Here is a 21,150-nt window from a genome sequence, read left to right on the forward strand (position 1 = left end):
CTTCGTAATGCCCGGTGGCACTTCGTTTACCGGGCCTACGTTAGGATTGTTAGCCGGGTTGTAGGCCTGATAAGCGTAGCGCCATCAGGCTTTAAAGCGCCACCCGGCAAGAAATTTAAAAAGGGGCTTATTGCCCCTTTTTTGTCTTTATTCTGGAGAATTTATTATGGCGAAAGAATTTGGTCGCCCGCAGCGCGTCGCGCAGGAGATGCAGAAAGAAATCGCACTCATCCTGCAACGCGAAATCAAAGACCCACGCGTGGGCATGATGACTACCGTGTCTGGCGTTGAGATGTCCCGTGATCTGGCGTATGCCAAAGTGTTCGTGACTTTCCTTAACGACCAGGACGAAGCTGCCGTGAAAAACGGCATTAAGGCACTGCAGGAAGCCTCTGGTTTTATCCGCTCTCTGCTGGGTAAAGCCATGCGTCTGCGTATCGTGCCTGAGTTGACCTTCTTTTACGACAACTCGTTGGTAGAAGGGATGCGCATGTCCAACCTGGTGACCAGCGTGGTGAAACATGACGATGAGCGTCGTGTGAACCCAGCGGACGACAGCAAGGAGGACTGATGAGTCGTCCTCGTCGTCGTGGTCGCGATATTCACGGTGTCCTGCTGCTGGATAAGCCGCAGGGCATGTCCAGCAATGACGTACTGCAAAAAGTAAAGCGCATCTACAATGCCAACCGCGCGGGACATACCGGCGCGCTGGATCCGCTGGCGACAGGCATGCTGCCTATCTGCCTTGGTGAAGCGACGAAGTTTTCACAGTATTTGCTGGATTCTGATAAACGCTATCGTGTGGTTGCCCGTCTGGGACAACGTACGGATACCTCTGATGCCGATGGGCAAATCGTGCAGGAACGTCCGGTAACCTTCACCGCTGAGCAGCTTGCAAGCGCGCTGGAGACTTTCCGCGGCGATATCGAGCAGATCCCGTCGATGTATTCAGCGCTGAAGTATCAGGGTAAGAAGCTGTACGAATATGCGCGTCAGGGCATTGAAGTGCCGCGTGAAGCGCGTCCGATTACCGTCTATGAGCTGCTGTTTATTCGCCACGAAGGTAACGAGCTGGAGCTGGAAGTTCACTGTTCTAAAGGCACCTATATTCGCACCATCGTTGACGATCTGGGTGAGAAGCTGGGCTGCGGCGCACACGTAACGTATCTGCGTCGTCTGACGGTCAGCAAGTATCCGGTGGATCGAATGGTGACGCTGGAACATCTGCGTGAACTGGTTGAACAGGCCGAACAGCAAAATATTCCGGCGGCGCAGTTGCTTGATCCTTTGCTGATGCCAATGGACAGTCCGGCATCGGACTATCCGGTGGTTAATTTACCTTTAACATCGTCGGTTTACTTTAAAAATGGTAATCCGGTACGGACGTCAGGTGCGCCGCTGGAAGGACTGGTGCGCGTGACGGAAGGTGATGAAGGCAAGTTTATCGGCATGGGGGAAATGGACGATGAAGGTCGTGTTGCTCCCCGCCGCCTGGTGGTTGAGTATCCTGCATAGCGCTCTCTGTCTTGCGATAAAAGGGCGCTGCGAGTAGAATACTGCCGCTTAACGTCGCGTGAATTGTTTAACAATCTGCGTGGCGTATACACAAAATCATTCGAGCTGCATCAAGGCGGCAAGTCTGAGAATCCTCAGGGGCTTACTTAGGTAAGTGACTGAGGTGAGCGGACGCAGCCAACGCAGAGTCAGTTTGAAGGATAAAGTGTATACACTGGGATAGCTGAATTAGAGATCGGCATCCTTTCATTCTTAACACTTTGGAGTTTTACAATGTCTCTAAGTACTGAAGCTACCGCAAAAATCGTTTCTGAGTTTGGTCGTGATGCAAACGACACCGGTTCTACCGATGTTCAGGTTGCTCTGTTGACTGCACAGATTAACCACCTGCAGGGCCACTTTGCAGAGCACAAAAAAGATCACCACAGCCGTCGTGGTCTGCTGCGCATGGTTTCTCAGCGTCGTAAACTGCTCGACTACCTGAAACGTAAAGATGTTGCACGTTACACCGCGCTGATCGAGCGTCTGGGTCTGCGTCGCTAATTCTTTCGAGTTTCAGAAAGAGGGGGCCTTCATGGCCCCTTTTTTCCAGCAGATGGCAGCAATTCGCTGGAAACTAATGTATTGTTGCTATGAATGATCTTCCGTTGCAGAGGTTCGCGCGGCTAATGAGAGGCTTTACTCATGCTTATGGGTTAGGGTTGTCATTAGTCGCGAGGATGCGCAGAAGATCGGGTATTAACGATGGCGCAAAAATGTGCCGTCAAAAAATAGAGAAAGGATATTATTTTGCTTAATCCGATCGTTCGTAAATTCCAGTACGGTCAGCATACCGTTACGCTGGAAACCGGCATGATGGCGCGTCAGGCGACTGCCGCTGTTATGGTTAGCATGGATGACACTGCGGTATTCGTTACCGTTGTTGGCCAGAAAAAAGCGAAACCAGGCCAGGATTTCTTCCCGCTGACCGTTAACTATCAGGAGCGTACCTACGCTGCTGGCCGTATCCCGGGTAGCTTCTTCCGTCGTGAAGGCCGTCCGAGCGAAGGCGAAACCCTGATTGCGCGTCTGATTGACCGCCCGGTTCGTCCGCTGTTCCCGGAAGGCTTCGTTAACGAAGTTCAGGTTATCGCCACCGTTGTTTCCGTTAACCCGCAGGTTAACCCGGACATCGTGGCCATGATTGGTGCATCTGCTGCGCTGACGCTGTCTGGCATCCCATTCAACGGCCCGATCGGTGCTGCACGTGTTGGTTACATCAATGACCAGTACGTACTGAACCCGACTCAGGACGAACTGAAAGAAAGCAAACTGGACCTGGTGGTTGCCGGTACAGAAGCAGCCGTACTGATGGTTGAATCTGAAGCTGAACTGCTGAGCGAAGACCAGATGCTGGGCGCTGTAGTATTCGGTCACGAACAGCAGCAGGTTGTTATTCAGGCGATCAACGAGCTGGCGAAAGAAGCTGGCAAACCGCGTTGGGACTGGCAGCCAGAAGCCGTCAACGAAGCGCTGAACGCGCGCGTTGCCGCACTGGCAGAAGCTCGCCTGAGCGATGCTTACCGCATCACCGACAAACAAGAGCGTTACGCTCAGGTTGACGTGATCAAATCTGAAACCATCGCGACTCTGGTGGCTGAAGACGAAACCCTGGACGCTAACGAACTGGGTGAAATCCTGCACGCTATCGAGAAAAACGTTGTTCGCAGCCGCGTACTGGCAGGCGAGCCGCGCATCGATGGCCGTGAAAAAGACATGATCCGTGGTCTGGACGTGCGTACTGGCGTTCTGCCGCGTACCCACGGTTCCGCACTGTTCACCCGTGGCGAAACTCAGGCGCTGGTTACCGCGACCCTGGGCACCACCCGTGATGCGCAGAACCTCGACGAACTGATGGGCGAACGTACTGACAACTTCCTGTTCCACTACAACTTCCCTCCGTACTGCGTAGGTGAAACCGGTATGGTCGGTTCTCCGAAGCGTCGTGAGATTGGTCACGGTCGTCTGGCGAAACGTGGCGTACTGGCAGTGATGCCGGAACTGGATAAATTCCCGTACACCGTGCGCGTGGTTTCTGAAATCACCGAATCTAACGGTTCTTCTTCCATGGCTTCCGTATGTGGCGCTTCCCTGGCGCTGATGGACGCAGGCGTGCCGATCAAAGCCGCCGTTGCGGGTATCGCGATGGGTCTGGTGAAAGAAGGCGACAACTATGTTGTGCTGTCTGACATCCTGGGCGACGAAGACCACCTGGGCGATATGGACTTCAAAGTGGCGGGTTCCCGCGACGGTATCTCTGCACTGCAGATGGATATCAAAATTGAAGGTATCACCAAAGAGATCATGCAGGTTGCTCTGAACCAGGCTAAAGGTGCGCGTCTGCACATCCTGGGTGTGATGGAACAAGCGATCAACGCACCGCGTGGCGATATCTCTGAATTTGCTCCGCGTATCCACACCATCAAGATCAGCCCGGACAAGATCAAAGACGTTATCGGTAAAGGCGGTTCTGTTATCCGTGCTCTGACCGAAGAAACCGGCACCACCATTGAAATCGAAGATGATGGTACCGTGAAGATTGCTGCGACCGACGGCGAAAAAGCGAAATATGCTATCCGTCGTATCGAAGAGATCACCGCAGAGATCGAAGTAGGCCGTATCTACAATGGTAAAGTGACCCGTATCGTTGACTTTGGCGCATTCGTTGCCATCGGTGGCGGTAAAGAAGGTCTGGTGCACATCTCTCAGATCGCTGATAAGCGCGTTGAGAAAGTGACCGATTACCTGCAGATGGGTCAGGAAGTACCGGTCAAAGTTCTGGAAGTTGATCGCCAGGGCCGTGTACGTCTGAGCATTAAAGAAGCAACTGAGCAGTCTCAACCTGCAGGCGAACCGGAAGCTCCGGTAAGCCAACAGGGCGAGTAAGGTTGCCATTGCCCTCCGTGAAAGCGGAGGGCGTTTAACCCGGCAGGACGCCTTGTTAGCAACCGGGGAACCTGGACGTTCATTCAATCGTTGTCTTCGGGAGTGGGAAATGAAGCCTTTTTTGCGCTGGTGTTTCGTTGCGACAGCACTCACGCTGGCTGGATGCAGTAATTCCACCTGGCGTAAAAGTGAAGTCCTCGCAGTACCATTGCAACCGACTTTGCAGCAGGAAGTGATTCTGGCACGTATGGAACAAATTCTTGCCAGTCGGGCTTTAACCGATGACGAACGCGCACAGCTTTTATATGAGCGCGGAGTGTTGTATGATAGTCTCGGTCTGAGGGCACTGGCGCGAAATGATTTTTCACAAGCGCTGGCAATCCGACCAGATATGCCTGAAGTATTCAATTACTTAGGAATATATTTAACGCAGGCAGGCAATTTTGATGCTGCCTATGAAGCGTTTGATTCTGTACTTGAGCTTGATCCAACTTACAACTACGCGCACTTAAATCGCGGTATCGCATTGTATTACGGCGGTCGCGACAAGTTAGCGCAAGATGATCTGCTAGCGTTTTATCAAGACGATCCCAATGATCCTTTCCGTAGTCTGTGGCTTTATCTCGCCGAGCAGAAGCTCGATGAGAAGCAGGCTAAAGAAGCGTTAAAGCAACGCTTTGAGAAATCGGATAAAGAGCAATGGGGATGGAACATTGTCGAGTTCTACCTGGGCAACATTAGCGAAGCAACGCTGATGGAACGCCTGAAGGCGGACGCAACGGATAACACCTCGCTCGCTGAGCATCTCAGTGAAACCAACTTCTATTTAGGTAAGTACTACCTAAGTCTGGGGGATTTGGACAACGCTACGGCATTGTTCAAACTGGCGGTGGCTAACAACGTTCATAACTTTGTTGAGCACCGATACGCATTGTTGGAATTATCGCTCCTGGGCCAGGACCAAGATGACCTGGCAGAATCGGACCAGCAATAGCTGACGTACACATCAGCCCGTAATCTTTTTTGATTGCCATCACCTTCACGGGTGAGGGCGTTGTTGTTCGTTAATACACCTACTTTGAGCCGGTTCACACTTTTCAATGAAAATTGCAGATCAATTTCATGATGAGTTATGTAGACTGGCCGCCATTAATTTTGAGGCACACGTACTACATGGCTGAATTCGAAACCACTTTTGCAGATCTGGGCCTGAAGGCTCCTATCCTTGAAGCCCTTAACGATCTGGGTTACGAAAAACCATCGCCAATCCAGGCAGAGTGCATTCCGCATCTGCTGGGCGGTCGCGATGTTCTGGGTATGGCCCAGACAGGTAGCGGCAAAACTGCAGCGTTCTCTTTACCGCTGCTCAACAATCTTGATCCTGAGCTGAAGGCACCTCAGATTCTGGTGCTGGCACCGACCCGCGAACTGGCGGTTCAGGTTGCAGAAGCCATGACGGATTTCTCTAAACACATGCGCGGCGTGAACGTGGTTGCCCTGTACGGCGGCCAGCGTTATGACGTGCAATTACGTGCCCTGCGTCAGGGACCACAGATCGTCGTCGGTACGCCGGGCCGTCTGCTGGATCACCTGAAGCGCGGGACTCTGGATCTCTCTAAACTGAGCGGTCTGGTACTGGACGAAGCAGACGAAATGCTGCGTATGGGCTTCATCGAAGACGTTGAAACCATCATGGCGCAGATCCCGGAAGGTCATCAGACCGCTCTGTTCTCCGCGACTATGCCGGAAGCGATTCGTCGTATTACCCGCCGCTTTATGAAAGAGCCGCAGGAAGTACGCATTCAGTCCAGCGTTACCACGCGTCCTGACATCAGCCAGAGCTACTGGACTGTCTGGGGCATGCGTAAAAATGAAGCGCTGGTGCGTTTCCTGGAAGCAGAAGATTTTGATGCGGCGATTATCTTCGTTCGTACCAAAAATGCGACCCTGGAAGTGGCAGAAGCGCTGGAGCGTAGCGGTTATAGCAGCGCTGCACTGAACGGCGACATGAACCAGTCCCTGCGTGAGCAGACTCTGGAGCGTCTGAAAGATGGCCGTCTGGACATTCTGATTGCAACCGACGTTGCGGCCCGTGGCCTGGACGTTGAGCGTATCAGCCTGGTTGTTAACTACGACATCCCGATGGATTCCGAGTCTTACGTTCACCGTATCGGCCGTACTGGTCGTGCGGGTCGCGCTGGCCGCGCGCTGCTGTTCGTTGAGAACCGCGAGCGTCGTCTGCTGCGTAACATCGAACGCACCATGAAACTGACGATTCCGGAAGTAGAACTGCCGAACGCAGACCTGCTGGGCAAACGCCGTCTGGAAAAATTCGCCGCGAAAGTACAGCAGCAGCTGGAAAGCAGCGATCTGGATCAGTATCGTGCTCTGCTGGCGAAAATGCAGCCGGAAGAAGAGCTGGATATCGAAACTCTGGCAGCCGCACTGCTGAAAATGGCTCAGGGCGAACGTCCGCTGATTCTGCCGCCAGATGCGCCGATGCGTCCGAAACGCGAATTCCGCGACCGTGACGATCGTGGTCCGCGTGACCGCAACGATCGTGGCCCGCGTAATGACCGTGGTGGTGAAGACCGTCCGCGTCGTGAACGTCGTGACGTTGGCGATATGCAGCTGTACCGCATTGAAGTGGGCCGTGATGACGGTGTTGAAGTTCGTCATATCGTTGGCGCGATTGCTAACGAAGGCGATATCAGCAGCCGTTACATCGGTAACATCAAGCTGTTTGCTTCCCACTCCACCATCGAGCTGCCGAAAGGTATGCCGGGCGACGTGCTGCAGCACTTTACCCGTACTCGCATCCTGAACAAGCCGATGAACATGCAGCTGGTTGGCGATGCAGTTCCGCACACCGGTGGTGAGCGTCGTGGCGGTGGCCGTTTCAGCGGCGAGCGTCGTGAAGGCGGTCGTGGCGAAGGTCGTAATTTCAGCGGTGAGCGTCGTGAAGGCGGTCGTGGCGATGGTCGTCGTTTCAGCGGCGAACGTCGTGAAGGCAACCGTGGTCCGCGTCGTGACGATTCTTCTGCTCCGCGCCGTGATGACTCCGCTGGTCGCCGTCGTTTCGGCGGTGACGCATAAGTTTCACTGCGTAAAGTAATATATACAGCCCCGATCTCAACAATCGGGGCTTTTTTTATTTCATTTGTACTCGTGTACTGGTACAGTGCAGCACATTGAGATGTAGTCACAATATAAATGACTGGAGAGATGGCTAAATGGCAACACTAACCACCACCCAAACGTCACCTTCGCTGCTCGGCGGTGTGGTGATTATCGGCGGCACCATTATTGGCGCGGGGATGTTTTCTCTGCCAGTGGTCATGTCCGGGGCGTGGTTCTTCTGGTCAATGGCGGCGCTGATCTTCACCTGGTTCTGTATGCTGCATTCCGGGCTGATGATCCTCGAAGCTAACCTCAATTACCGCATTGGTTCCAGCTTTGACACCATCACGAAAGATCTGCTGGGCAAAGGTTGGAACGTGGTGAACGGTATCTCGATCGCCTTCGTTCTCTATATTCTGACCTACGCGTATATTTCAGCTAGCGGGTCGATCCTGCATCACACCTTCTCCGAGATGTCGCTGAATGTTCCGGCGCGCGCGGCGGGTCTTGGCTTTGCGTTGCTGGTGGCATTTGTGGTGTGGTTAAGCACCAAAGCGGTTAGCCGCATGACGGCGATTGTGCTGGGCGCGAAGGTGATTACCTTTTTCCTGACCTTCGGCAGTCTGCTGGGACATGTTACGCCCACGACGCTGTTTAACGTGGCGCAGAGCAACGCTTCGTATACGCCGTATCTGCTGATGACGCTGCCGTTTTGCCTGGCCTCATTCGGCTATCACGGTAATGTCCCAAGCCTGATGAAGTACTACGGCAAAGATCCGAAGACCATTGTTAAGTGTCTGGTGTATGGCACGCTGCTGGCGCTGGTGCTGTATACCGTATGGTTGCTGGGAACGATGGGCAACATTCCACGTCCGGAGTTTATCGGTATTGCGCAGCAGGGCGGCAACATTGATGTGTTGGTACAGGCGCTGAGCGGCGTACTGAACAGCCGCAGCCTGGATCTACTGTTAGTGGTGTTCTCCAACTTTGCGGTGGCGAGTTCATTCCTCGGCGTTACGCTCGGTCTGTTTGACTATCTGGCGGATCTGTTTGGCTTTGATGACTCGGCAATGGGACGTTTCAAAACGGCATTGCTGACGTTTGTCCCGCCAATTATCGGTGGCCTACTATGGCCGAACGGTTTCCTGTACGCCATTGGCTATGCAGGACTCGCAGCAACCATCTGGGCTGCCATTGTTCCGGCGCTGCTGGCACGTAAATCCCGCGAGCGCTTCGGTAGCCCGAAATTCCGCGTCTGGGGTGGCAAGCCGATGATTGCGCTGATCCTGGTATTTGGTATCGGCAACGCGATTATCCATATTCTGTCGAGCTTTAATCTGTTACCGGTTTATCAGTAAAACCGTTGCCCGGTGGCGCTGCGCTTACCGGGCCTACAGTACCGTGTAGGCCGGATAAGGCGTAGCCGCCATCCGGCACAAATCGCACTACCCTAATAATTCCTGCTTCACATCCATCGCCAAATCAAACGAATGTAGTCGTGCCTGATGATCGAAAATCTGGCCGTTAACCATAATTTCATCAGCCTGGGTTTCGCGCAAAATAGCGTCGAGGCCGTGACGGACTTTCGTCTTATCGCCGACGAGCGACATGCTCAGCGCCTGTTGTACGCCGTATTGCTCAGAAGCGGACCACAGCTGATGCATATTCTCTACCGGCGGTGGTAGCTGGCCGGTTTCGCCACGACGCAGTTTCACAAACGCCTGCTGTATCGAGGTGAAAAGAAATTCGGCATCGCGATTGCTGTCGGCGGCAATGATGTTGATGCACACCATCGCGTACGGTTTTGCCAGCCGCGCTGAGGGTTTGAACTGGGTGCGATACAGGTGCAGCGCCTGATGCAGCATATCCGGAGCAAAGTGTGAGGCGAAGGCAAACGGCAGGCCAAGCTGGGCTGCCAGCTGTGCGCTGTACAGGCTGGAGCCTAATAACCAGACCGGGATCTGTTCGCCGTAGCCGGGAACCGGGCGCACATGAGGGTTAGGATCGCGGGCGTCGAACCAGTCCACCAGTTCAGCGACGTCGCGCGGGAAGTTATCGATATCACCGCTCATGTGGCGGCGCAGCGCACGCATCGTTGGCTGATCGCTCCCCGGCGCGCGGCCAAGCCCAAGATCGATGCGTCCCGGATACAGCGTATTCAGGGTACCGAACTGCTCGGCGATTACCAGCGGCGAATGGTTGGGCAGCATAACGCCACCGGAACCGAGATGCAGCGTGGTGGTATTGGCAGCCAGATAGCCAATCAGCACTGAAGTTGCGGCGCTGGCGATACCGACCATGTTGTGATGTTCTGCCAGCCAGTAGCGGTGGTAGCCGCGCTTTTCGGCCAGTCGGGCGAGATCAAGCGAGTGCGTGAAGGCCTCTTTTGCCGAAGAACCTTCAGGGATCGGCGCCAGATCCAGCACCGAGAACGGAATAGTTTTGTCAGTCATAACGGCTCACTTTGTTACCGGTTAATCTTTTAATACTGCATTAAAATTTGATTACCGTTGTTAACAAAGTGAGCTTTATGAGACTGACGGCAAAAACAATGCCCGATGGCGCTGCGCTTATCGGGCCTACGGGATCGCTATTTGTAGGCCGGATAAGGCAATTTGCCGCCATCCGGCTAGGCCTGCAGCTCCAGACCAGCCAGTCGCTTCCAGTAGCCGTTGCAGTCACTGTGGGCGGCAAGCGGTAATGGAGCACTGCCATTCTCGTTGGCACGGAAGGCGTCAAGCATGGCGAATGTCTCTGTCCCCAGCGGGGAAAGGCGCACAATATCAACCAGCCCCTGCATGGATGTCAGCTCGTTACCGAGGTTGTAGACATAGCCGCTCATGGTCTGGATCCCGTTGAGCACAAAGACCTGCTGATTCTCCTGCGACAGCACATCGCGCCCGTTCGGGTATTTGATACAGCAGGTTTCACATTCGTCTTTTGGTCGATCTTCAGAGCGTGCGGTAAAGCAGCGGGCGGAGTATGCCAGCGGCAGATGCCCGTAGCTCAGCACCTCGACTTCAAACTGATTGCGAATACCCAACTCATCACACTGATTGAGCAGGTTTACCAGCCAGTCGCGGGACAGCTCTACCGGCATACACCAGCGCGTCATGCCATGCTTGAGCAGCAAACGCAGGGTTACCGCGTTGTAGCAGTTGAGCGCATGTCCGGCGACAAACGGCAGCTTACGCTCGGCGCACATGTTTACCACGCCGAGATCGCTGGCTTCCAGCAGGAAGTCGCCGTTTTCAACATAGCGCTTCAGTTCTCCCAGCTCAGAGGAGGCTTGCACCAGCGCCAGCGTCGACAGCACCACCTGTTTACCGCTGCCAGCGAGTGATTTCGCCATATCCAGCCAGTCACCCACTTTGGTGGCGCGGCGTTTACTGCATACCGCCTCGCCAAGATAGATAACGTCGGCCTGGCTTACGGCGGCCTGCTGATAAAAATCTTCCAGCGTTTCTTTCGGCCAGTACCACAGCACCGGCCCTAAGGAATATTTCATTGCTTCTCTCACTGCCATTTACGGTGATACGCGCCAAGCGTGGTTTGCGTGCCTTCGGACATTGAACCGAGCGTTTCCATCCACGCGTCCTGCGGGGTGTAGTTTTGCGGGTCGGCCATACAGCGGTCGATTGCCTGGCGCCACACTTTCGCTACCTGGCTGACATAGGCCGGGCTACGCTGGCGCCCTTCGATTTTTACCGAAGCAATATTGGCCGCCAGCAGTTCTGGTAGCAGCTCCAGCGTATTCAGGCTGGTGGGTTCTTCCAGCGCATGGTAGCGCTCGCCATCAACCAGATAGCGGCCTTTACACAGCGTCGGATAACCGGCGTTTTCTCCGTCCTGATAGCGATCGATCAGGACTTCGTTTAACCGTGACTCCAGTCCCTGCGGGGTTTGTTGCCAGCGCACAAAGCGAGCAGGGGAGCAGGCACCCACCGTGTTAGGAGACTCGCCCGTCAGATAGGACGAAAGATAGCAACGGCCTTCCGCCATAATGCACAGGCTGCCAAAGGCGAACACTTCCAGGGGAACTGGCGTGACGCGAGCAAGCTGCTTCACCTGATGAATAGACAGCACGCGCGGCAACACCACGCGGGCAACGTCAAAGTTGCGATGGTAGAAATTAATCGCCTCTTCATTGGTTGCAGATGCCTGAACAGAGACATGGCGCTCAATATGCGGGTAGCGCTCTGCGGCATACTCAAGCATGGCGAGGTCGGCGAGGATCAGCGCATCCGCATCCAGTTGCGCCGCCATATCTACGGCACGTTGCCAGCGCGCGTAACCATCCGGATGCGCAAAGGTGTTAATTGCGATGTGCAGCTTACGGCGGTGCTGATGGACAAAATTCACCGCTTCCTGCAATTTTTTCTCGGTAAAATTAAGGCCGGCGAAATGACGGGCGTTGGTATCATCTTTCAGCCCGATGTAGACAGCATCAGCGCCGTTCTCGATGGCCGCCTTAAGCGCCGGGAGGTTTCCGGCAGGGCAGAGCAGCTCCATAATTTATCCTGAACGTTGCGCCATGTAGGGCGCAGAAATGTTAACGAAGAGGGATTTTAGTTAACCTTGCTGAGACAATTTTTGATTTGAGGCAGTTAAAGTCGTATTGATGACACCAATAAAGAGGTAACAATTTCGTAGCGAATTGTTGATTTATGCCGCTATGTCGTTTATTTGATATGGCAAAATAGCAGGACTATTGAAACAGGGAGTAAAGCTCGTGTTGGATAAACTGCGTTCACGCTTAGTACATTTTGGTCCTTCTCTGATGAGTGTACCGGTTAAACTGACGCCCTTTGCGCTGAAGCGCCAGGTTCTGGAACAGGTCCTGAGCTGGCAGTTTAGTCAGGCGCTGGCCGATGGGGAGCTGGAGTTTCTCGACGGTCGCTGGCTGAGCATTCATGTACGTGACATTGGCCTTAAATGGTATACCTCTGTTGAAAACGATAAACTGATCGTCAGCCAGAATGCAGATGCGGATGTCAGTTTTAGCGCCGATGCCAGCGATCTTCTGATGATCGCGGCGCGTAAGCAGGATCCGGATACGCTTTTTTTCCAGCGTCGCCTGGTGATTGAAGGTGATACAGAATTAGGGCTGTATGTAAAAAATCTGATGGACGCCATCGAACTGGAGCAGATGCCTAAGGCGCTGCGCATCATGCTGATGCAGTTGGCGGATTTTGTTGAGGCGGGAATGAAAACGTCGCCAGAAACTAAACAGACTTCGGTAGGTGAGCCATGCTGATTCGAGTTGAAATTCCCATTGATGCCCCTGGTATTGATGCACTGCTGCGCCGTTCGTTTGAGAGCGATGCGGAAGCTAAACTAGTACACGACCTGCGTGAAGACGGGTTCTTAACGCTGGGTCTGGTTGCTACCGATGACGAAGGTCAGGTCGTGGGTTATGTCGCGTTCAGTCCTGTCGATGTCCAGGGCGAAGATCTGCAATGGGTCGGCATGGCGCCGCTGGCGGTAGATGAAAACTACCGTGGGCAGGGTCTGGCGCGTCAACTGGTCTATGAAGGGCTCGATTCCCTGAACGAGTTTGGCTACGCCGCGGTGGTGACGCTGGGCGATCCGGCTCTATACAGCCGTTTTGGCTTTGAGCTGGCTGCGCATCACGATCTGCATTGCCGCTGGCCAGGCACCGAAAGCGCGTTCCAGGTCCATCGCCTGGCGGATGACGCGCTGGAAGGCGTGACGGGTCTTGTGGAATACCACGATCACTTCAATCGTTTTTAAGCTCCGGGGTTTGCAGGCTGCTCAGTAGCGCCTCAAACCCTTCGCCTTCTACAAGGCGCTCTTTCTGCCGCTTGGTGAGCTGTTTGACGCGATACTCTATGCGCAGAGCCAGCGAACGATCGCCGATCTGCGCCGCAAATGCCAACGTGAGTTCCCCCTTTCCGCGTAGTGCCTTCGCACCTTTCCCACTTTGATGCTGCTTATAGCGGCGCTGCACATCGGTGGTTATACCGGTGTATAAGGCGTTGTCCGCGGTACGGATCAGGTACAGATACCAGGGTGTCATTGTCACCATCGACGTGATAATTTTCAGGCCTACAGTATAAAAGAGAACAGACATGGAAACACTGACTGCGGTGACTCGCTGGCTGGCAAAGCAGCACGTCGTGACCTGGTGCGTTCATCATGAAGGTGAATTGTGGTGCGCCAATGCGTTTTACCTGTTTGATGCGCAGAAGATGGCATTCTATGTGCTGACTGAAGATAAAACGCGCCATGCGCAGATGTCGGGGCCGCGCGCGCCGATTGCCGGCACGGTAAATGGTCAGCCCAAAACGGTCGCCCTGATTCGTGGCGTGCAGTTTAAGGGGGAGATTCGCCGCCTTGAAGGGCAGGAGAGTGAAGCCGCGCGTAACGCTTACAACCGCCGTTTCCCCGTCGCCAGAATGTTGCCAGCGCCCGTGTGGGAGATTCGACTGGATGAAGTCAAATTCACGGACAATACGCTGGGTTTCGGTAAAAAGATGCACTGGCTACGTGATCTATAGTTAAAAGAGTGATTGAAGCGTCAGGGGAAAATAAACGATGAGCCAGGTGTTAATAACCGGTGCAACGGGTCTGGTGGGTGGACATTTATTGCGGATGCTACTGAATGAACCCCGGATCAATGCCATTACGGCGCCGACGCGTCGACCGCTGGCTGATACGGTTGGCATCTATAATCCCCACGATCCGCAGCTAACCGATGCTCTGGCGCAGGTTACCGATCCGGTTGATATTGTCTTTTGCTGTCTGGGAACGACCCGGCGTGAAGCGGGCAGCAAAGAGGCATTTATCCACGCTGACTATACGCTGGTAGTGGATACGGCCCTGACGGGGCGTCGGCTGGGGGCACAGCATATGCTGGTGGTGAGTTCGATGGGCGCTAATGCCAATTCGCCGTTTTTTTATAACCGGGTGAAAGGTGAAATGGAGCAGGCGCTGATCGCGCAGAATTGGCCTCGGCTGACGATTGCCCGGCCTTCTATGCTTCTGGGTGATCGGGATAAACAGCGGGCGAATGAAATGTTTTTAGCGCCATTATTTCGGTTGCTGCCGGGTAACTGGAAGTCGATTGAAGCGCGCGATGTGGCGCGGGCTATGCTGGCGGAGGCGCTGGCGCCTGGACCGGAGGGCGTTACGATACTGACTTCTTCCGAGCTGCGCGAAAGGGCTAAATAACATGCCGGATGGCGTTGACGCTTATCCGGCCTACAAACGATTACGTCCTGTAGGCCGGATAAGACACCCATGCATCGCCATCCGGCATCACTATTATTTAATAAACGTAAAGGCCGTCGTGACGCGTTTCACGCCGCTTACCCGGCTGGCGATGTCCGCCGCCGCCTTCGCTTCGCGCTCGGTCACCAGACCCAGCAGGAAGACTTCTCCATTCTCGGTCGTGACTTTCACGTTAGAGGATTTCACCTGATCGCTGGTCAGCAACTGGGAACGTACTTTGGTGGTGATCCAGGTATCGTTGGATGCTTCGCCCAGGCCGATTGGCTGGCCCTGACGGATCTCATTAAAGACCTCAGTCGTACCTTCTACGCCCATCGCAATTTGTTTTGCCCGCGCAGACAGTTCGCTATTTGGCGACTGACCGACCAGCAGCACTTTACCCTGATACGCGCTGACGTTGATTCGCGTTTCTTTCTTGATCTGGGCATCTTTCGACAACGCCGTATTGACACGTAACTCCAGGGTTCCATCATCTACCTGGGTGCCGACACTGCGAGGGTCCGTCGCGGCTTTGGTGCCGACAGCAGCAGTTCCGACAACGGCAGCAGCGACACAGCCTTGCAGCAGCAGTGCAGCGATAATCACAGCAAGCGGCGAAAATGCCTTCATGTGTACTCCTTAATCATCCTGGTGAGGGAAAAGCGTGTTGTCGATGAGATCGCAAAGGCAGTTGACCGTTAGCATATGCATTTCCTGAACGCGGGCGCTATGGTGCGAGGGGATACGGATTTCAACATCCTGCGGCCCCAGTAATCCGGCCAGCTCTCCTCCGTCATACCCGGTCAGCGCGACGATTGTCATGTCGCGTGTCACGGCGGCTTCAACGGCTTTTACGATATCACGGCTATTACCACGCGTAGAGATTGCCAGTAGAACATCACCTGCATGTCCCAGCGCACGGACTTGTTTTGCATAAACTTCATCGTGCAGGCGATCGTTGGCAATCGCAGTTAAGACCACATTATCAGTATTTAGTGCAATCGCAGGTAAACTTGGGCGTTCTGTTTCAAAACGATTGATCATGCTGGCAGCAAAATGCTGTGCGTTGGCAGCGGACGTCCCATTACCACAACAGAGAATTTTGTTGCCATTGAGCAAGGACTGAACCAGCGTCATGGCTGCACGGGAGATCGCATCCGGAAGTGCTTCAGCCGCAGCTATCTGCGTTTGAATGCTTTCAGTAAAGCAGACTTTAATTCTATCTAACACGCTAATCCTTAAGAACCAGGCTCTGAATCTTCAACTATGAGCGGTCGTTGAACGCGTCCTTAAACCACTCAACATCATTTCCGGTGAAGGCTAACACATCGAACCGGCAATCCACAGTATCAAAACTCCCATTGTGGCGCGCAAGCCACAAGCGGGCGGTCTGTAATAATTTGTGTTGTTTGCTCCGGGTCACACTTGCCGCTGCACCGCCAAACTGGGTCGAGCGTCGAAAGCGGACTTCAACAAATACGGTGGTGTTGCCTTCACACATTATCAGGTCGATTTCGCCGCCACGCTCACGCACGTTGGCGGCGATAAAATGCAATCCCTTGCTCTGCAGCCAGTCACGCGCGGTGGATTCCCACGCGTCACCGGTCTGTTTACTTGTTAACTGGCGGGGACGACTTGTCCTTGCTGGTATTTGAGCCATGATAACTTCCTGTTAATCACACAATCCGGCGTTGCGGTTAAGGCCCCGGTGTTGCCGTTAATTTCGAAACCCTGCACCTGACGCATCTGCGAGAAGTGGTTGGCAAGCGACCAGGCATCGACGCCCATCGCGTACATACGCGCCAGCGAGTAGTCGTTACGAACCGCGCCAAGCGCTTGCTGCATGAGAGGAGCGTTAGCGCCTGCCAGCATCGGTATTTCGCTGTACTGCAGGCCTTCCATCTCCAGACGGAAATCAGGACCAGCGGTACCCTGCGCGCTGCGGGAGCTGGCGTACAGCGTCGCACCGCTCTGGCTGCCGTTACGCATGGCGATCATCGGTTTAATAAACGCAATTTCTTCCGGCGTTGCCAGAATATACACGGCATCAACACGACCGCTGCCGCCAGTGATTTGGGCATCGGTTGGCGCAGCCGGTATCGTCAGGCCGCCAATCGTCACGCCAGGTTGCGCAGGTACAGAGGACGCCATCGGGCTGCCCGTCAGGGAAATCCCCGAGCCGCCGTTGACGCCCATTTTCAGCTCGGCGGTGGAGCCGAACTTCTGCTGCAACACTACGCCGCCGCCCAGTTTTTGCCATTCCTGAGCAAAGGCATTGGCCACGCGATCGCCTAACGAACTGCGCGGGATCAGCAGCAGTGGCGTTTGTTTGCCCTGGTCGTGGATGTGACGCGCGGCATCGCGTGCTTCATCTTCTGGCGACAAAGCGAAGTAGCAGACGTTCGGCAGGTTTTTCACCGACTCCGGCTGATTAAGCGCCAGCACGTTTAATGGAGTGTTGCTTTTCATCAGCTCTTCAACATTGTTTTTCAACAGCGGACCAACCACGATGCTGGCGCCATCCTGCTGGACCTGAGTCAGGATCTGGTTCAGCGGTTGTGATGACGTGTCGTAGATTTTCAGCTCTGCGGACGGATTCGCCGGCGCGCTGGCGGTCGTTGGCTGTACAGGCGCAGCTTCCGGCTGTGCTGGCGTCTCGTTGGTCAGATCGTTGACTGACGCCTGAGAAGGGCTGGCAACACCGTCAGTCGTTTGCGGCTGTTCCATGGTCGTTGCAGCTGTTGTATCCACAGCAGGCGCAGCTACAGCAGGGGCCGCTACGGGTTGAGTACCCATGTTTTTCGCCGCTTCAAAGCCTTGCTGAATAGTACGGCCAAATACAGCGGCCTGACCGTTCAGCGGCAGTAGCAGCGCAATTTTGCTGGTGGAGGCGGGCTTAAAGCTCTGCACGTTAACCAACTGCGTTGGCAGCATTTTTGCGCCAGGATTTTGCGGATAACGTTTCTGCCAGTCAGCAATACCGGCTTTCATCATGTCCGGATCGTTACGGTTATCGAACCAGACGCGCTGGAGATCCAGCCAGCCTTGCAGCACGTTTTCATCTGCATTGATGACCAGCGCCTGCGCTTGCTCCTGGGTCATGGATGACAGCGCCTGCCAGGTGGCATCGATGTTTTTCTGCTTAGCATTCGCGACTAGCAGCGGTTCCTGAGCGATCAGGGCGCGCAGTAGCGTCAGTGATGGGCGACCCTGGTTGACGTCGATTTGCGCCTGCCAGTATCTGGCCTGCTGGTTTTGATCGAAATCGGCAGGAGTGAGTTTATCCAGCAGGGCCTGAGCGCCAGCGATATCTTTCTGCGCGAGCTTGATCTCGACGGCCAGCAGAGACTGCTCACGACGCTGAGTATCGCTGAGTTTCTGCGGTAGCTGGTTGAACAGCTCGGTAGCCTGCTGGCTCTTGCCTTCTTTCAGCAGTGCACGAATGGCGAGTAATTGCCAGTTGGTCTTGCTATCATCTGAGCTTTGCTGCATTTGTTGCAGATAAAAGCCGGAATCAGCCTGCGCAGTGCCCTGCATATGGGCTGCACTCTGGTCTGGCGCCTGGGTGCCACAGCCTGCGAAAATCAGTGCTGCCAGAATGACTGGTAGCGCGCGCGCGGCTTTCAAACGAGAAAATGTTGAGGGTACCATACTGTATCCAGTGATATTTTTTTACTCAATGCTCAATATTAAATCGGCAATACGGACGACACAATGAAACAACACGAATCGGCGGATAATTCTCAAGGCCAACTCTTTATTGTACCTACTCCTATAGGAAATTTGGCTGATATTACCCAACGAGCGCTCGAAGTTTTACAAGCCGTTGATTTGATTGCCGCTGAAGACACCCGTCATACAGGATTATTGTTACAACACTTCGCGATTAACGCCCGTTTGTTTGCGTTACACGATCACAATGAGCAACAAAAAGCGGAAACGCTGGTGGCGAAACTCAAAGAAGGGCAAAACATTGCGCTGGTTTCCGATGCCGGAACGCCGCTGATTAACGATCCTGGCTACCATCTGGTGCGCACCTGTCGCGAAGCGGGGATCCGCGTTGTTCCTCTGCCGGGCCCGTGCGCCGCCATTGCCGCGCTGAGCGCTGCCGGTCTGCCTTCAGACCGCTTTTGCTATGAAGGTTTTCTGCCCGCTAAATCTAAGGGCCGACGTGATGCGATGAAAGCCATTGAGGCTGAACCACGTACGCTTATTTTTTATGAATCAACCCACCGTTTACTGGATAGCCTGGAAGATATGGTCGCCGTCTGGGGCGAATCCCGCTACGTGGTGCTGGCGCGTGAGTTGACGAAAACCTGGGAAACCATTCACGGCGCGCCGGTCGGCGAATTGCTGGCGTGGGTCAAGGAAGATGAAAACCGTCGCAAAGGCGAAATGGTGCTGATTGTTGAAGGGCATAAAGCGCAAGAAGACGATCTGCCTGCCGATGCGCTGCGGACCCTGGCGCTGCTGCAAGCCGAACTGCCGCTGAAAAAGGCCGCCGCGCTGGCCGCTGAAATCCATGGCGTGAAGAAGAATGCGTTGTACAAACACGCGCTGGAACAGCAGGGAGAGTAAACGTGAGCACCTACCAACCGCCTTTTACCGTTACGCCATTGATCCTCAATCAAGTCATTGAGATTGGTGAGCTGATGGGGCATTGGGCGGCGATGGCGGGCAGGACATCTCCTCTGTTGCGTAAAGAGAACCGTATTCGTACTATCCAGGCTTCTTTAGCGATTGAGCATAATTCGTTGACGACGGATCAGGTTACAGCCCTGATGGACGGTAAGCGTATTTTGGCTCCGGCTAAAGATATACAGGAAGTCAGAAATGCGATTCTGGCCTATGAAAAAATGTCGGAGTGGAAAAGTGAAAAACTCTCCGATCTTTTACAGGCACATCAAATCCTGATGATGGGGCTTGTCGATAACCCGGGCCAATTGCGAGCCGGCAATGTCGGTGTTTACAGGGAAAAGCAGCTTATTCATATGGCCCCACCGGCTTCACAAGTTCTTCGTTTGATGAATGACTTACTGGACTGGTTAAAGACGACAGAACTTCACCCGCTTATCGCGGGTGCTGTATTCCATTATGAGTTCGAATTTATTCATCCTTTTGCCGACGGCAATGGACGGATGGGGCGATTGTGGCAGACATTAATCCTGCGTGAGTGGCGTTCAGAATTAGCCTGGTTGCCGGTGGAAACGCTGATCCACTACCAGCAGGATCGCTATTATCAGGTACTAGGAGTGTGCGATCGGCAAAGCAACTGCACGCCATTTATAGAATTTATTCTGGAAAATATTATCTCTGCTTTGCAAGAGGGATTAGGAAAATCAGCAACCCTGTCGGAAGAAATGTCGGAAGAAATGTCGGAAGAAATGTCGGAAGAAATGTCGGAAGAAATGGCGTCTGATTTACTGGATATAGAAAAACGCATTCTACGAATCTTGTCGCATCAGCCTGGTAGATCTGCCAAAAGTATCGCTGATGAGTGTGAAATCTCACCCCGAACAGTTGAACGCTATCTGAAAGCGTTGCAGCTAAAAGGTAAACTGCAACGCGTTGGCGCGACGAAAGGAGGGATGTGGCGGGTGCTGTAAATTTTATTTATCAGAGTATTGTGAGCCGTCAATCAGGCAACCCACATTGCTGTGCAGCCATAAAAATGAAGCAGGAATAGCTGTTGTAACGGTGGCGGCCAGGTATTTTTCTACCGCATCATGCTTCCCTTCACCTGCTATCAACAACAAGATCTCTTTTGCATTCAGAATGTCCTTCAACCCGAGCGTAATGCCGCGAGTTACAGGATTAGCGGCCGTTTTTAACATGTCATGATGGCGCGTTTTCTCATCAAGTACGCTGATATGGCAAAACGGTTCCAGTGACTCGGCAGGTTCATTCAACCCCAAATGGCCATTTTTGCCGATTCCGAGCAGACATAAATCGAGGCCGCCCCGGCTGGCAATAATATCTGTGATGCGCTCGCACTCTTGCTCATCAATGTTTTCGGATTGAAAACCGACCAGCTGTTCTGCTCGTAAACCCAATGGTTGAACGATGTGTTGTTGCAGGAAAGATTCGCACGTTGCTGGAGAGTTCAGGGGAATGCCAACCCACTCGTCCAGTTTCACGAAAACTACCCGCTCAATATCGATCTGACGCTGGTTAATTTTCTCGACAAAGTAGCGATAGGTGAGAAGCGGCGAGCCTCCGGTTGCCAGACAGATGGTGGCATCAGGTTTCTTCTGTATCAGCGTAATTAACTGCTCGCTGGCGCGTTCGCTCAATACGTCATAATTGTCGCAGTACCGGGTATATTGCATTTATCGAGTCCTTTTGAAGGAGGATGTT

The 21,150-nt window shown here is 53.8% G+C and carries 23 protein-coding genes; 14 read left to right on the forward strand and 9 right to left on the reverse strand.

The annotated features are described in order from the left end of the window. The first annotated feature begins 166 nt into the window (after positions 1-166). The 8 genes from rbfA to mtr all read left to right on the forward strand — a co-directional run bounded on the left by rbfA (position 167) and on the right by mtr (position 8,918). Complete coding sequence (gene rbfA, locus OGX91_RS05275; protein WP_003024988.1) at positions 167-571, forward strand: 30S ribosome-binding factor RbfA; 405 nt, start codon at positions 167-169, stop codon at positions 569-571. Next, the gene (truB, locus tag OGX91_RS05280) at positions 571-1,515 is read left to right on the forward strand and encodes a tRNA pseudouridine(55) synthase TruB (protein ID WP_048213392.1); all 945 of its coding nucleotides are present in this window, start codon (positions 571-573) and stop codon (positions 1,513-1,515) included. The genes rbfA and truB overlap by 1 nt, the downstream gene beginning before the upstream one ends. A 273-nt stretch (positions 1,516-1,788) precedes the next feature. Further along, positions 1,789-2,058, forward strand: coding sequence for a 30S ribosomal protein S15 (gene rpsO / locus OGX91_RS05285; protein ID WP_000059465.1), 270 nt, complete (start codon positions 1,789-1,791; stop codon positions 2,056-2,058). 246 nt (positions 2,059-2,304) lie between these two features. Then, positions 2,305-4,440, forward strand: a complete 2,136-nt coding sequence (gene pnp, locus OGX91_RS05290) for a polyribonucleotide nucleotidyltransferase (RefSeq protein ID WP_005131812.1) — start codon at positions 2,305-2,307, stop codon at positions 4,438-4,440. Positions 4,441-4,549: 109 nt separating this feature from the next. Beyond that, entirely contained in the window at positions 4,550-5,434 is an 885-nt protein-coding gene (gene nlpI, locus OGX91_RS05295) for a lipoprotein NlpI (RefSeq protein ID WP_040234121.1), read from the forward strand. A 106-nt stretch (positions 5,435-5,540) separates the two neighbouring features. Next, positions 5,541-5,621: a protein YrbN gene (gene yrbN, locus OGX91_RS05300; RefSeq protein WP_010723222.1), complete on the forward strand. Its 81-nt coding sequence runs from the start codon at positions 5,541-5,543 to the stop codon at positions 5,619-5,621. Next, positions 5,614-7,536 carry an ATP-dependent RNA helicase DeaD gene (gene deaD / locus OGX91_RS05305; protein ID WP_005131809.1) on the forward strand — a complete coding sequence of 641 codons (1,923 nt, stop codon included), beginning with the start codon at positions 5,614-5,616 and terminating at the stop codon, positions 7,534-7,536. The genes yrbN and deaD overlap by 8 nt, the downstream gene beginning before the upstream one ends. A 137-nt stretch (positions 7,537-7,673) precedes the next feature. Next, positions 7,674-8,918: a tryptophan permease gene (gene mtr / locus OGX91_RS05310; protein WP_115601403.1), complete on the forward strand. Its 1,245-nt coding sequence runs from the start codon at positions 7,674-7,676 to the stop codon at positions 8,916-8,918. A gap of 87 nt (positions 8,919-9,005) precedes the next feature. Here mtr and OGX91_RS05315 read toward each other — a convergent pair whose 3' ends face one another. The 3 genes from OGX91_RS05315 to ubiU form a co-directional block, all read right to left on the reverse strand. Next, positions 9,006-10,013 (reverse strand): luciferase-like monooxygenase, encoded by a 1,008-nt coding sequence (locus OGX91_RS05315; RefSeq protein ID WP_286625637.1) that lies wholly within the window; start codon positions 10,011-10,013, stop codon positions 9,006-9,008. A 176-nt stretch (positions 10,014-10,189) separates the two neighbouring features. After that, complete coding sequence (locus OGX91_RS05320; protein ID WP_005131800.1) at positions 10,190-11,068, reverse strand: U32 family peptidase; 879 nt, start codon at positions 11,066-11,068, stop codon at positions 10,190-10,192. A gap of 8 nt (positions 11,069-11,076) precedes the next feature. Further along, on the reverse strand, positions 11,077-12,072 hold the full coding sequence (gene ubiU / locus OGX91_RS05325) for a ubiquinone anaerobic biosynthesis protein UbiU (protein WP_286625640.1): 996 nt from the start codon (positions 12,070-12,072) through the stop codon (positions 11,077-11,079). Positions 12,073-12,292: 220 nt separating this feature from the next. On the opposite strand from ubiU, the gene ubiT reads away from it, so the two are divergent. Then, positions 12,293-12,817: a ubiquinone anaerobic biosynthesis accessory factor UbiT gene (gene ubiT, locus OGX91_RS05330; RefSeq protein WP_155021889.1), complete on the forward strand. Its 525-nt coding sequence runs from the start codon at positions 12,293-12,295 to the stop codon at positions 12,815-12,817. Further along, complete coding sequence (locus OGX91_RS05335; RefSeq protein WP_003844854.1) at positions 12,811-13,314, forward strand: GNAT family N-acetyltransferase; 504 nt, start codon at positions 12,811-12,813, stop codon at positions 13,312-13,314. Before ubiT ends, OGX91_RS05335 begins: the two co-directional genes overlap by 7 nt. Here the strand turns inward: OGX91_RS05335 and OGX91_RS05340 are convergent. Further along, on the reverse strand, positions 13,301-13,600 hold the full coding sequence (locus OGX91_RS05340) for a GIY-YIG nuclease family protein (RefSeq protein WP_286625736.1): 300 nt from the start codon (positions 13,598-13,600) through the stop codon (positions 13,301-13,303). The genes OGX91_RS05335 and OGX91_RS05340 overlap by 14 nt on opposite strands. 52 nt (positions 13,601-13,652) lie before the next feature. Here OGX91_RS05340 and OGX91_RS05345 point away from each other — a divergent pair, with 52 nt between their 5' ends. Both OGX91_RS05345 and OGX91_RS05350 read left to right on the forward strand, forming a co-directional pair. Beyond that, positions 13,653-14,081: a YhbP family protein gene (locus OGX91_RS05345; protein ID WP_005131790.1), complete on the forward strand. Its 429-nt coding sequence runs from the start codon at positions 13,653-13,655 to the stop codon at positions 14,079-14,081. Between the two features lie 37 nt (positions 14,082-14,118). Further along, complete coding sequence (locus OGX91_RS05350; protein WP_286625644.1) at positions 14,119-14,754, forward strand: NAD(P)H-binding protein; 636 nt, start codon at positions 14,119-14,121, stop codon at positions 14,752-14,754. A gap of 93 nt (positions 14,755-14,847) precedes the next feature. On the opposite strand, the gene dolP is transcribed toward OGX91_RS05350, so the two are convergent. The 4 genes from dolP to OGX91_RS05370 are packed head-to-tail and all read right to left on the reverse strand — an operon-like array spanning position 14,848 to position 18,444. Continuing rightward, a complete protein-coding gene (dolP, locus tag OGX91_RS05355; RefSeq protein ID WP_005131783.1) occupies positions 14,848-15,423 on the reverse strand; it encodes a division/outer membrane stress-associated lipid-binding lipoprotein in 576 nt (191 codons plus the stop codon). A 9-nt stretch (positions 15,424-15,432) separates the two neighbouring features. Further along, positions 15,433-16,023, reverse strand: a complete 591-nt coding sequence (gene diaA, locus OGX91_RS05360; RefSeq protein ID WP_003024948.1) for a DnaA initiator-associating protein DiaA — start codon at positions 16,021-16,023, stop codon at positions 15,433-15,435. 34 nt (positions 16,024-16,057) lie between these two features. Beyond that, positions 16,058-16,453: a YraN family protein gene (locus tag OGX91_RS05365; RefSeq protein ID WP_040234114.1), complete on the reverse strand. Its 396-nt coding sequence runs from the start codon at positions 16,451-16,453 to the stop codon at positions 16,058-16,060. Next, complete coding sequence (locus tag OGX91_RS05370) at positions 16,411-18,444, reverse strand: penicillin-binding protein activator (protein WP_286625650.1); 2,034 nt, start codon at positions 18,442-18,444, stop codon at positions 16,411-16,413. The genes OGX91_RS05365 and OGX91_RS05370 overlap by 43 nt, the downstream gene beginning before the upstream one ends. Before the next feature lie 63 nt (positions 18,445-18,507). Between OGX91_RS05370 and rsmI the strand changes: the two genes are divergently transcribed. Further along, positions 18,508-19,371 (forward strand): 16S rRNA (cytidine(1402)-2'-O)-methyltransferase, encoded by an 864-nt coding sequence (gene rsmI / locus OGX91_RS05375; RefSeq protein ID WP_003024942.1) that lies wholly within the window; start codon positions 18,508-18,510, stop codon positions 19,369-19,371. A gap of 2 nt (positions 19,372-19,373) precedes the next feature. Continuing rightward, the gene (locus OGX91_RS05380) at positions 19,374-20,399 is read left to right on the forward strand and encodes a Fic family protein (protein ID WP_188231864.1); all 1,026 of its coding nucleotides are present in this window, start codon (positions 19,374-19,376) and stop codon (positions 20,397-20,399) included. 3 nt (positions 20,400-20,402) lie between these two features. On the opposite strand, the gene OGX91_RS05385 is transcribed toward OGX91_RS05380, so the two are convergent. Continuing rightward, positions 20,403-21,122 (reverse strand): galactosamine-6-phosphate isomerase, encoded by a 720-nt coding sequence (locus OGX91_RS05385; protein ID WP_286625653.1) that lies wholly within the window; start codon positions 21,120-21,122, stop codon positions 20,403-20,405. Positions 21,123-21,150 lie beyond the last annotated feature (28 nt).

The sequence above is a fragment of the Citrobacter sp. Cpa228 genome (assembly GCF_030333085.1).
GTDB classification, from domain to species: Bacteria; Pseudomonadota; Gammaproteobacteria; order Enterobacterales; family Enterobacteriaceae; genus Citrobacter; species Citrobacter pasteurii.

Coding starts and splice junctions, on each gene's coding strand:
- rbfA (WP_003024988.1), top strand. CDS start 167: ATGGCGAAAGAATTTGGTCGCCCGCAGCGCGTCGCGCAGGAGATGCAG.
- truB (WP_048213392.1), top strand. CDS start 571: ATGAGTCGTCCTCGTCGTCGTGGTCGCGATATTCACGGTGTCCTGCTG.
- rpsO (WP_000059465.1), top strand. CDS start 1,789: ATGTCTCTAAGTACTGAAGCTACCGCAAAAATCGTTTCTGAGTTTGGT.
- nlpI (WP_040234121.1), top strand. CDS start 4,550: ATGAAGCCTTTTTTGCGCTGGTGTTTCGTTGCGACAGCACTCACGCTG.
- yrbN (WP_010723222.1), top strand. CDS start 5,541: ATGAAAATTGCAGATCAATTTCATGATGAGTTATGTAGACTGGCCGCC.
- deaD (WP_005131809.1), top strand. CDS start 5,614: ATGGCTGAATTCGAAACCACTTTTGCAGATCTGGGCCTGAAGGCTCCT.
- mtr (WP_115601403.1), top strand. CDS start 7,674: ATGGCAACACTAACCACCACCCAAACGTCACCTTCGCTGCTCGGCGGT.
- OGX91_RS05315 (WP_286625637.1), bottom strand. CDS start 10,013: ATGACTGACAAAACTATTCCGTTCTCGGTGCTGGATCTGGCGCCGATC.
- OGX91_RS05320 (WP_005131800.1), bottom strand. CDS start 11,068: ATGAAATATTCCTTAGGGCCGGTGCTGTGGTACTGGCCGAAAGAAACG.
- ubiU (WP_286625640.1), bottom strand. CDS start 12,072: ATGGAGCTGCTCTGCCCTGCCGGAAACCTCCCGGCGCTTAAGGCGGCC.
- OGX91_RS05335 (WP_003844854.1), top strand. CDS start 12,811: ATGCTGATTCGAGTTGAAATTCCCATTGATGCCCCTGGTATTGATGCA.
- OGX91_RS05340 (WP_286625736.1), bottom strand. CDS start 13,600: ATGACACCCTGGTATCTGTACCTGATCCGTACCGCGGACAACGCCTTA.
- OGX91_RS05345 (WP_005131790.1), top strand. CDS start 13,653: ATGGAAACACTGACTGCGGTGACTCGCTGGCTGGCAAAGCAGCACGTC.
- OGX91_RS05350 (WP_286625644.1), top strand. CDS start 14,119: ATGAGCCAGGTGTTAATAACCGGTGCAACGGGTCTGGTGGGTGGACAT.
- dolP (WP_005131783.1), bottom strand. CDS start 15,423: ATGAAGGCATTTTCGCCGCTTGCTGTGATTATCGCTGCACTGCTGCTG.
- OGX91_RS05365 (WP_040234114.1), bottom strand. CDS start 16,453: ATGGCTCAAATACCAGCAAGGACAAGTCGTCCCCGCCAGTTAACAAGT.
- OGX91_RS05370 (WP_286625650.1), bottom strand. CDS start 18,444: ATGGTACCCTCAACATTTTCTCGTTTGAAAGCCGCGCGCGCGCTACCA.
- rsmI (WP_003024942.1), top strand. CDS start 18,508: ATGAAACAACACGAATCGGCGGATAATTCTCAAGGCCAACTCTTTATT.
- OGX91_RS05385 (WP_286625653.1), bottom strand. CDS start 21,122: ATGCAATATACCCGGTACTGCGACAATTATGACGTATTGAGCGAACGC.